Here is an 11,230-nt window from a genome sequence, read left to right as displayed (position 1 = left end):
GTTGGAAATAAGATAATCGAATATGATAGAAATGGAAAGTACACAGGAAAAGAAGTTTCTACATACCTTTTACGTTCAGCTCTGGATTCTTCCAGAGTATATAGTCTTTTTAGAAGAGCTGAAGCTTCTTTAGCAGAAAACTCAATTGTTTTATATCAATACCCGGATAGCTTGATTTGGGTGAATAATGATTTTAAAGTTAATCATGTCGCTCGAGTAGTGGAGAATGGAAACATAAAAGTTGGTGGTATTGCTTGGAATCCGATATTCAGATTTTTTTCGGAATATAAAAATAAAACTCTGTTTTATAATTTTTATAATGATACTGTTTTTAGTGTGTCATCGAATGGGTTGTCACCCGAATGGATTATAGATTTGGGAGAGTATAAACTGCCGAATGAAATAACCTTATATAAGTTAGCTCCCTTAATGCGTGAGGCACTTCGCAATCGTTCAGTGATAAACAGTTCTGAATTGATAACAAAAACAGATGGGAAGATAGCAGTTTCGAATGTCTATGAATCGGACCATTACTTGTTTTTCTTTTATTATAAGAATTATTATTTTGCAGAAACTCGAAATTTGTCACCTCAAAAATTGCAGCTTGCTATTTATGACAAACAAACAAAGAAACTTACTAATATAAAAGAGGCTAGACTGATAGATGATTTTCATAATGGTCCAAAATTCTTTCCTACTTACGGGGCATTTGAAGAAAAGCTGATTTCAACAATGTGGGCCTACGAATTGAAAGATTATGTGGAGGAGCATCGTTCTTCCGGAAAATTGTCTTCCCGCTTGATAGAGTTGGCAGATAATTTGAAGAATGATGATAATCCTGTTTTAATCGTAGTACACCTGAAGAAAAGCAGGTGATGGGTAATGTTGTATTAAAGTGAATGTTGATATGAATAAGCTTGTTTTTATATGAACGAATAAAAGGGTCTTTGAAATAAGGTGGTTACATATAAAGTTTTTTGCGTGGTGATAGAAGAGGAAAGGGGTATCGGATGAAAAGTGACACAAAAAATGTTCCCTGTGTCAATATTGTAGGTTTAAATATCAGATTTGTGAATTGATTAGCTTAGAGGTGTTTTACTTTTGCTGCATAATATTTAGATTACTTAAATTTAGGGATTATGAGAGGCGCGATTATAAAATTGACTTTAGGTTTATTGATAAGTGTTGTGGTAGCTACAAGTCCTGTAGAAGCACAAACGATTATTCTGACAAGTGACCAACAGTTAAATGATCTAACAGATCCGGATAAAAAGATTGATAATTCGTTGGGATACGATTCCCGTATGGAAAGTCTTCGTGATGTTTGTAACCGTGGGAAAAGTTATGGCTCGAAAGAGCTGATTGTGGCGTTTGATGAATTCTTCCGCCAGTATCGTACCGACAAGAATACTGAGCGTAAGCTAACGCCGGATATGGACGAATATGTCGATAAAATGAAAATTGTCAGTGATTTTGTCTCTAAACAAGGTATGGGGCTTTGTTTGAGTTTACTAAGTCCGTTGGAGTTGGGACAAGCTTATAAAAATCAGACAGGAAACAGCGGACGCTGGTTAGCCTACAAAGTCGGTCCGAGAAATCCCCGTACCGGACAATTCAGTTTGCAAATCTGGCAACAACTTCTTTGGACTAATAATAAAGGGCAGACTCCTGTAAAACTAAAAGGTGTGAAAGCTTATGCTTTTAAAGAAAAGAGAGTGTCTACATCGATGCTGGCTGTAAATCCTGATGATATCGTGTTATTGAATAACGTTAAATATGAGATTATAGATTCAATAGGAAATACCCAAGGGGTGATTCCTATGAATTTACTACGTATTTATAGTGATGACAAACAATGTCTTGGTTCTGACCGGGTGATGGTTATGTTGGAATATGAATCGCAAGAAATGGATTACTTCGATCCGAAAGCTCCTGATTTTCTGAAAAACTTACTGAAGAAATATCATGATAAGAAAGTAAATCTGACTTCTTTGTATTCGGACGAGATGCATATTCAGCAGGACTGGTTTTATTTCGGACACCATGAAGAAGGGCAGTTCGCCGAACGTTATCTGACTGAAACGATGGCACGTCGCTATAGTGAAAAGTATCATCAGCCTTTTGATGACCGTTATATGCTTTATTTTGTTTATGGTGCTCCTGTTTTTCGTCCTACCGCCGATGCAGTCGTGAATGTCCAGTATGTTTTGGGGGATACTCCGGAGGCCATTCATCGTACTTTTTTGTTGCGTGACCGTTATTACCGGATGCTGAATGATGATGTTGTCGATTTGTTTAAAGGGGCGAAAGAATATGGCGAAAAATTGTTTGGCCGTGAATTACCTACAAGTGCACACGCTTCATGGGCACAGAGTCCTACGATTGATTTGTGGAACTGTGAAAAATTGCACGCCAGCCGCTATCAATATGAATATACATCCAATTTTATTTGGGGGAATACGGTGCATCAGGCATCTGCTGCTTGCTACGATTATTTCAAATGGAGCGAATATTTGCAACCTACCGGAAACGATTTTGCCGAAGGTGGTTGGAGCGATCGCGACTATTATGGGGCGGCAATGGGAGCATCTATCGGTGTTATTAATAAATATCCGAATGCTTATGCAGCTGCCTGGGGGATGCCGGATAAGGCCCTGGAACGTAAAATGGCTGTAAATTATGCGTATGGAGCCAGCCCCAGTGAACCGATTCGTCTGATTACAGGAAACGTTCATCGCGATGTGGATGTCTTGGTGCTCTATCCGATGAATCTTGTTGCTGTAGAACCTCGTTTTGGAAGCTGGATGACTCAATATGGATATGCTAATTATCTGACTGCTGACAAATTACTGGAAATGGGTTCTGTAAAATCGGACGGGCATATCCAGGTTGCAGAGAAAAAGTATGGGACATTGGTTGTGATGTTCGAACCTTTGCCCGAAAAGGGATTGCTGGATATGATGGAACGTTTTGTCAATGCCGGTGGTAAAGTAGTTTGGTTCAGTGCTCCTCCGTTGATTGACAAAAGTGGTGCTAGTTGCGTCGGGCAGTGGCAAAAGTTGTTTGGTACTCAATATAAACATGACTGTTTTATGGGCGAAATAGCTTCCGGGAAAAAAATCAATTTCTCGGGGAGTTTATCCCAAGTGCCGGAACAGACAATTCTGACGGATTTTCTTGTTGACCGTATTTATCCGGTAACAGCCGCTTCGAATGCGAAAGTCGTAGCAAGTTCGGAAGGCCGGACATTAGGTACAATGGTTGAATATCCGAACGGTGGGATTGCTTGCTACTGCGGGTTCCGTCCGCGAGATGATCAATCGAGTAGCTTGGGGTATGAAACCCGTACATTGTTTGAGATTTTAAATGCTTGTGGCGCTTATCCTGCTACCGGTAAATTCATGGAAAATGATAATCCTTCTTATCTTTCGAGAACAGGTGATTATTTCGTATCATCTTTCCCGAATTCAACGACAATGGTTGTATCTCACTATCGTACGCATGTGGAAAACTGGCCGGGTGGTTTTTCCCGAAATCAGGAGGAGGATGCGAAAATTTTGCAGAATAACCCCCTGCCTTCAGACCAGATAGACTTGAAACAGGCTAAGATTAATGGACATGAAGTGTCGTATACCGGGCGTTTGTCTTTAGGTTTTCGCGTAGATGGTGAACAGTTGGTCGCATTTTCGGGGCAGCAATGTAAGGATATTGTCCTCGACGGCATCCATTATGAATTTGCCGACACGCCGGTTAATTTGACATTCTCTCCGGTGAATGATGATATGTCTCATTATCAGATGTATGTATCCGGGAAAGGTAAAGTGAGTATACCCCTTCCTGCTTCCGTGAAAAAGGCGGATGTCCGTTTCAACGGTAAGAAAATATCATCTTCATTGGTCAATCACCAGCTTATTCTAGATATCGCTCCGGCTTATTCCGGAAAAAGGCTGGATATCAAAATGAAATAATTGTAGTTTAAGGGTCGAATAAATAAAAAGAGTATGAAACGTTTTTTTGTCATAAAAATAGTGTGTTTGCTGTCTTTTCTTTCAGTATGGGGGCAAGCACAAGAAAAATTAAGTTTATCGGCACAGATACCGGTTGTGGCTTGGTATGGTGTTCCGGCAGGTGAAGCTACAGTTGAACGTTTCAAGGAGTTGAAAGATGCTGGATTTACGGTAAACTTCAGCGGGTATTCAAATCAGGAAGAGGTGGAGAAAGCACTTGATGCAGCACTGAAAGCTGGTGTACAATTAATTATAAGTTGCCCTGAACTACGGGATGAGCCAGAAAAAACAGTTCGGCGATTTATGAAGCACCCGGCTGTTGCAGGTTATTTTCTGCGTGACGAACCGGTTGTTGCCGATTTTCCGGCTTTGGGAGAATGGGCAAGAAAGATACAATCCGTGGATAATAAGAAATATTGTTATCTGAATCTATTTCCAACAGGAGGTGCAGAGCATTTGAAAGCTTTGGGAGTTCAGAATTATCGTGAGTATGTTTCCCGTTTTGATAAAGAAGTATCTTTGCCTTTCCTTTCTTTTGATCATTATCCGGTGTTAGGAGATAATGTACTGAAAGCCGAATGGTATGAAAATCTGGAAGAATTCTCGGATGAAGCCCGGAAGGCCGGTAAAGATTTCTGGGCCTTTGCCCTTGCGACCAAACATGGACCGTATCCAATTCCGACACGAGCAGCTTTGCGGTTACAGCTATATAGTGATTTGGTTTATGGAGCCCAGGGATTGCAGTATTTTACTTATTGGACACCTGCCGGAGATTCTTTTTTTGATTATCAGCATGGACCAATCGGTTTGGATGGTAAACGAACGGAAATATATGATTTAGTAAAAGAGATGAATGCTGAAATTAAATCGATTGCCGGAGTCTTTTTGGGAGCAAAAATTTTATCTGTCAGACATACGGGAACAACTATACCAAGAGGAACGAAACGTCTGACTCTCCTTCCGGAGAAAGTAAGAGTACTGGATACACACGGAAATGGTGCTATTGTTTCATTGTTTGAAAATGCAGGGAAAAAATATCTTGCCATTGTAAACAGGAGTTTAGTTGACGCGATGGAACTTACGTTTTACGCAGATTCTTCCGTAAAACGCGTACTAAAAGATGGAACTCTTGTTCCGGCGGATGCATATACGGCAACTTTAACAGTATCACCAGGAGATATCGTTCTTTATTTATTAGAGAAATAAAAAATACAATAAGTTGTTTAAATGAACGATTCCTGCTTATGGATATGGAAGGAAGCACTTTTTTGATTTCAATAATGTTATTGAGGTTTTTCGATTCTGCTGTTATGAGTAGTAGAACTGTGCTGGTTAAATGTTGCTGAAAATTATTCTGTCTGTATGTAGAGTTACAGTGATTAGGCTCCAAGTATAAATAACACCTTCGCTTTTTTGTTAAAATTAAGTTCTTTGATTGCTTCTGTTTATAAAAATATCATAGAGCTTGTTCTGTTTTATCAAAAATGAAACTAGAAAAATCATTTTTTAAATATTAAGTAAAAAAATACGCTGTAATTTTGATGTTACTGAAAACATATACCATGCGAAACAAATGAGAAGCATTGAAACAAAAGGCAAAAAACAGCTTATAAGCTGTTTGATTGACAGATATATCTGTCAATCAGGATTTTCTATAGTAGAATCTTATGTGTGGTTATTACTGTTGAGAAACACAATATTAATTAGGCTTTGTAAATCTTCCCTTAATGTAAAAACGAGAGAAACAGGATAAAATAGTTCTCTTTGTTTGAATTCACTTCCTATTTCTTATAATTTATAAAAAAATATTTATTTATACAATATTGACGCTTGGCGAATAATGTTGTAAAAGGTGTTTTTTTGTTGCTATTGAAATTCCCTTCTGATTAGAAATAGGATATCTGTTGGTTATTTATTCTTTTGAAACAATAATATTAACATTTATTGTTCTACTTGAGCAAAAAGAAGGCTTGTCTATGTTTAAGGTATTAACATGTGGAATAATAAGTGGAATTGTAAATAAGATAGAATTGGTCCGGAAATAAGTATTTTCTTTGGCATAAAGTGAAGATACTTATAAATCTCTTAAATACACATAGAAATTGTGTATATGTTTTATTATCAAGCTTGCTTGCTATAATATACAATAAGCTAATCTTTATGAAAAATGTCAAATTAACAAAATTGGGAGGTAAATCAGCTTTGCTAATCACCTCATTGTTGTTAACTCCGCTCTATGGGCATTCGGAAAATTCTTATCATATACCGGAAGGTCAGGCAAAGACAGGAGTTCAGCAACAAACATCGCAATTAACAGGAGTTGTTTTGGATAAAGACGGACTTCCGCTTATCGGTGTAAATATCATGGAAAATACTACAAATGGAACAATTACCGATGCCGATGGTAAATTTTCCATTCAAGTAACTCCGCAGTCAGTGTTGCATGTATCTTATGTCGGATTTGTGACACAGACAATAAAAGTGGGGAATCAAAAATCATTGTCCATAACTTTACTGGAAGATATGGAAACGCTAGAGGAAGTGGTGGTGGTAGGTTATGGTTCTCAAAAGAAGGTTTCCGTAACCGGTGCTGTCGCAGCTATTCAGACAAAAGAATTGAAACAAAGTTCTGCCGCGAACCTGTCAACTGCATTGGCAGGACGCTTGCCGGGTTTGACTGCTTTGCAAACATCCGGACAGCCGGGTGGTGATGATGTAACGCTCTATTTACGTGGAGCGAGTACTACAAACGGAACAAATCCCTTGATTTTGATAGATGGTGTACCACGTGATAATATTTCTACCTTGGACCCCAATGAGATTGCTTCCGTATCCATTTTGAAAGATGCTTCCGCTACGGCTGTGTTCGGTGTTCGTGGGGCAAATGGTGTTATTATGATTACTACACGGCGTGGTGAAGTAGGAAAAACCGAATTAAGTATTTCTGCGGATTACAGTTTGCAGCAATTTACGGCAAGTGCCGATCGCATTCATTCCTGGGAATTTGCCGAATTGCGTAATCAAGCATTTCGGAACGATGGTTATTCCGGTGATGACTTGCCTTATACCGATTACATGATTGATATGTATAAAAGTGGAAAGGATCCTGTCTTTTATCCGGATAGAGATGTGTATGGGGATTTTTTCAAGAATTGGGCTCCTCAGACTCGTATTAATGTGAATATGAGCGGTGGTACGGACAAATTAAGCTATTTTATGAATGCTGCTTATTTGGGACAAGGTGGTCAATTCCGTACAGAGTCAGAAAAAGATTTGGGGTATGATCCGAGTTATAAAACCAATCGTTATAATTTTCGTGCGAATTTGGATTATAAAGTAGCTTCCAATTTAAAATTATCCTTGAATTTGGCTTCATATCTTGAAAAGGTGAATACGCCACAAACAAGAGACCTTTTTGAAAATAGTGTAGCAGGAATGATACAGAATATGAGAGCTTATATCTGGGCTACACCTCCTACAGACCCGGGACCATTGACAGCTGAGGGATATACAACTCCGGAAGGTAAAGTTGTTCCTGCCGGTCAGGTAATTAATCAGTCGGGTCAGGACCGTAATACTTACGGTGAAGTAAACCGTAGAGGGTACCAGCAACAGACTAATACCAATTTGAATTCATCTTTAATATTGGATTGGGGATTGGACTTTATAACAAAAGGACTCAGTACGAAATTTATGATTTCTTTTGATTCGAAAGCTCAAACAACCTTACAAGGGGTACGTTCGTATGATGCTTATGGTGTATCGGTTGCCAGAACTCCGGATGAACAATCTTATTATACGGAAGTAAGAGTCAATCAGAATGATGCGATTTCTCTTTCTAAATCAATGGCTACCAATTATTATATGAATATGCAATATTCTTTAAATTATGCCCGGAAATTCGGTCTGCATGATATAACAGGTATGGCCTTAGTTCAACGTGATAATTGGCAGAAGTATGAGGCAGATTTGCCTTATAATTTGTTAGGCGTTTCTGCCCGTGCTACATATGCTTATGATTCGCGTTACTTGGGGGAAGTTAATATTGGCTATAACGGTTCCGAACAATTTGCAAAAGGACATCGTTTTGGCTTTTTCCCTGCTTTTTCTGCAGGTTGGGTTGTCAGTAATGAAGATTTCATGAAGGAAAATAAAGTCATTTCCAATTTAAAATTACGTGCATCATATGGTAAAGTAGGTAATGATAAATTTGGAAGTACGCGTTTCTTGTATTTGAGCAGTATCTCTTTAGGTGATGCAGGGGTTATCCCTTCTTTAGGACGCGGAAAATATATTTCACAAGGAAAACTTGGAAATACGGATTTGAGTTGGGAGATTGCTTATAAGCAAAATTATGGAGTAGATATTCAGTTTCTTAAGGAATTTTCTGTGACATTCGATTATTTTAAGGAAAAGCGAGAAGGTGTTTTGATATCTCGTGGTACGGTTCCTGAACTTCAGGGAGTTGCCTTAGAAAATCTTCCAAAAGTGAATATGGGGATTATCGATAATCATGGGTATGAAATGGAAGCCACTTATAATAAACGATTGAATTCAGATTGGTCTTTTACCGTGAAAGGGAACTTCGCATATAATAAGAATACTCAACGTTTCATGGATGAGGCTAAAAAAACTGAAGATTATGCTTACCAATATAGAAATACAGGCTATAGTATCGGACAATGTTTTGGATATAAAATAGATTATAGTAATGGTAATGGCTATATCAATACACAAGAGGAACTGGATAAAGCATTGAATACATACCAAGTTGGAGGAACTCCTCGTTTGGGTGATTTCGTTTATGTCGATGTGAATGAAGATGGTGTTATCAATGAGAAGGATATGGCTCCGATTAAATATAGTGATGTCCCCCGTATTACCTATGGTTTTTCCGGTACTTTGAATTGGAAAGATTTTGATTTTTCATTCTTATTTTCCGGTATAGCGAAAGCTTCCCGCTTATATAGCGGCTGGGGGGCTACAGAATTCGGATTGGTCGGTTTCTATAGTGATTATCATTTACAGGCTTGGACTGCCGAACGTTATGCTAATGGTGAGGAAATTAAGTATCCGGCTTTGGCCTCTTCTCCCGGAACTAGTCAGAAAGCAAACGATTTCTTTATTATGGATCGCTCTTTTTTACGTTTGAAAAATGTGGAACTGGGTTATACGTTACCTAAGACTCTTTTGAAAAAAGTCGGAATTAATAGTACACGAATTTATGTGAACGGGAATAACCTGTTAACATGGAAAGCCATGAAAACAGATGCTATTGACCCGGAACAAAGTGCAGAGCTTAATTATCCGATTACTAAGATGGTGAATTTTGGTATTAATGTGACATTTTAATCATTAAAAGGACAATTATATGAAACTAACATATTTCTTAATCTCTTCAATTGTTGCGCTAGGGACATTGAATTCTTGTTCGGATGTATTGGATATTGCTCCCGACGGAACACTTTCAATGGAAGAAGTGTACTCTGATCCTGATAAGGTTGGTGCTTTGTTGAATGCCTGTTATAATAATATTCCTCAAAAAGGATATGTTTATTGGTTTTTCGATCCATTATTGACCGCTTGTAGTGATGAAGGATGGTCGTCGGAAGAAGTACAGGGTACAAGTGTGGATCAAATGTATAAAGGGAATGCATCGGCCTCTTCTCATCCGATAAGGGACATGAATGATGGACATGGGTCTTCTAATAATGCTTATTGGACCAGATATTGGCAACAAATACGTTTGTGTAATCAATTTTTGGAAAATATAGGAACAGCTGCCGTTAATGATGAAGCGGAACGTGCTCGTTTTACTGCTGAAGCGCATGTTTTGCGTGCATATTTCTATTCGGAATTGATTAAGTGGTTTGGAAAAGTTCCTATTCTCGATAAAACGGTGTCGTTTGATGCTGATTTTTCTACGTTGAAACGTGAATCTGTGTATGACGTCGTTAAATTTATTGCGGAAGATTGTGATGCTGCTATTAGTTCCTCGGAACTTCCCTGGCGTATTACAACAGATGACGAAGCTTTGCGGGCTACAAAAGCATTGGCTTGGGCAATTAAATCGAAAATGATGCTGTTTGCTGCAAGTCCGTTATTTAACGAAGGTAAGGATTATTGGGAAGAAGCCTATCAAATGAATAAAAAGGCTGTGGAAGAATTAAAAAAGAATGGATATGAGTTGTTTACTACATGTACCAATCCTTCTACGTTCGGGACATATGATGCTGCGGCATTTCATCAGTTAGCTTGTCAGAGCGCAGATTATTCGGCAGAACCACGTGATAAAGAAACAATTTGGCAGCATCGGTCCGGTAGTGTCTTTGTTTGGCATGTCGGGTATATCGGTAGTGGTATGGATGGAACCTATAAATGTGGAACATGCCCGACTCAAGAATTAGTCGATGCTTTTGAGACAACAGATGGCCAGCCTATATTGAATTTGGCTAAACCTTATTTGGATGAGAAACATCTGCAGCCTAATTATAATCCGAATAATAAAATGTATGATCCTGAGAATCCATATAAAAATCGTGATCCGCGTTTGACTGCCAGCGTTTTATGTAATGGAGATTCTTTAATTTGGAATAATGGAGAGGTCTTTAAAGTTGAAACGTATGTCGGAGGAAGACATGGAATTGTTTTGGATCCATCGGAAAGATGGTTTAGTCGTACGGGCTATTATCATCGGAAATTAGTTACTCCTCAGGCCAGTAATACGAATCCGATTAATAATTCGAATTGGAAATTCTTCCGATTGGGTGAAATTATCCTGAATTATGCCGAAGCAGCAGCCGAGGCAGGGCATTTGGCTGAAGCAAAAGCTGCGGTGGATGAGATAAGAGCTCGTGTGAAAATGCCCGCTTTACCGGCAGGTTTATCAAAAGAAGAGATGATTTTACGTGTCCATAATGAACGACGCGTAGAGTTAGCTTGGGAAGAGGTTCGATACTTTGATTTACGTCGTTGGCAAAAGCCGGAGGGAAATCTGAATGAGACTTGTCAATGGTTGACTGGGATGAGAATTACTAAAAACAATGATGGCTCATTTAGCTATCAACGATATAACATAACCTCGAATCCTCGTGGCGGATATCAGAATAGAGATTTGTTATTGCCATTGCCTCTGGATGAAGTATCTCGTTTGGAATCAACAACTGGTCTTCCCTGGCAAAATCCGGGATGGTAATATTCTGTATAACATGAAAAGAATCTAA

Annotated in this window: 5 protein-coding genes; all 5 read left to right on the top strand. The window is 38.7% G+C overall.

The genetic code is table 11. The features are described from left to right. Nucleotides 1-876 (top strand): 6-bladed beta-propeller (locus tag DW103_RS04740; protein WP_199652967.1); only part of this gene is annotated, 876 nt, incomplete at its 5' end. Nucleotides 877-1,139: 263 nt separating this feature from the next. Then, entirely contained in the window at nucleotides 1,140-3,968 is a 2,829-nt protein-coding gene (locus DW103_RS04735) for a hypothetical protein (protein WP_122274501.1), read from the top strand. Between the two features lie 33 nt (nucleotides 3,969-4,001). Next, nucleotides 4,002-5,213 carry a hypothetical protein gene (locus DW103_RS04730; protein WP_122274500.1) on the top strand — a complete coding sequence of 404 codons (1,212 nt, stop codon included), beginning with the start codon at nucleotides 4,002-4,004 and terminating at the stop codon, nucleotides 5,211-5,213. A 954-nt stretch (nucleotides 5,214-6,167) separates the two neighbouring features. Beyond that, nucleotides 6,168-9,359 (top strand): TonB-dependent receptor, encoded by a 3,192-nt coding sequence (locus tag DW103_RS04725; protein WP_122274499.1) that lies wholly within the window; start codon nucleotides 6,168-6,170, stop codon nucleotides 9,357-9,359. 19 nt (nucleotides 9,360-9,378) lie between these two features. Continuing rightward, nucleotides 9,379-11,202, top strand: a complete 1,824-nt coding sequence (locus DW103_RS04720; protein ID WP_122274498.1) for a RagB/SusD family nutrient uptake outer membrane protein — start codon at nucleotides 9,379-9,381, stop codon at nucleotides 11,200-11,202. Nucleotides 11,203-11,230 lie beyond the last annotated feature (28 nt).

Source organism: Parabacteroides sp. AM08-6 (assembly GCF_003473295.1).
Classification (GTDB): domain Bacteria; phylum Bacteroidota; class Bacteroidia; order Bacteroidales; family Tannerellaceae; genus Parabacteroides.
The sequence above is the reverse complement of the archived record's forward strand: the minus strand, read 5'-3'. Positions and strand labels throughout refer to the sequence as shown.

Coding starts and splice junctions, on each gene's coding strand:
- DW103_RS04735 (WP_122274501.1), top strand. CDS start 1,140: ATGAGAGGCGCGATTATAAAATTGACTTTAGGTTTATTGATAAGTGTT.
- DW103_RS04730 (WP_122274500.1), top strand. CDS start 4,002: ATGAAACGTTTTTTTGTCATAAAAATAGTGTGTTTGCTGTCTTTTCTT.
- DW103_RS04725 (WP_122274499.1), top strand. CDS start 6,168: ATGAAAAATGTCAAATTAACAAAATTGGGAGGTAAATCAGCTTTGCTA.
- DW103_RS04720 (WP_122274498.1), top strand. CDS start 9,379: ATGAAACTAACATATTTCTTAATCTCTTCAATTGTTGCGCTAGGGACA.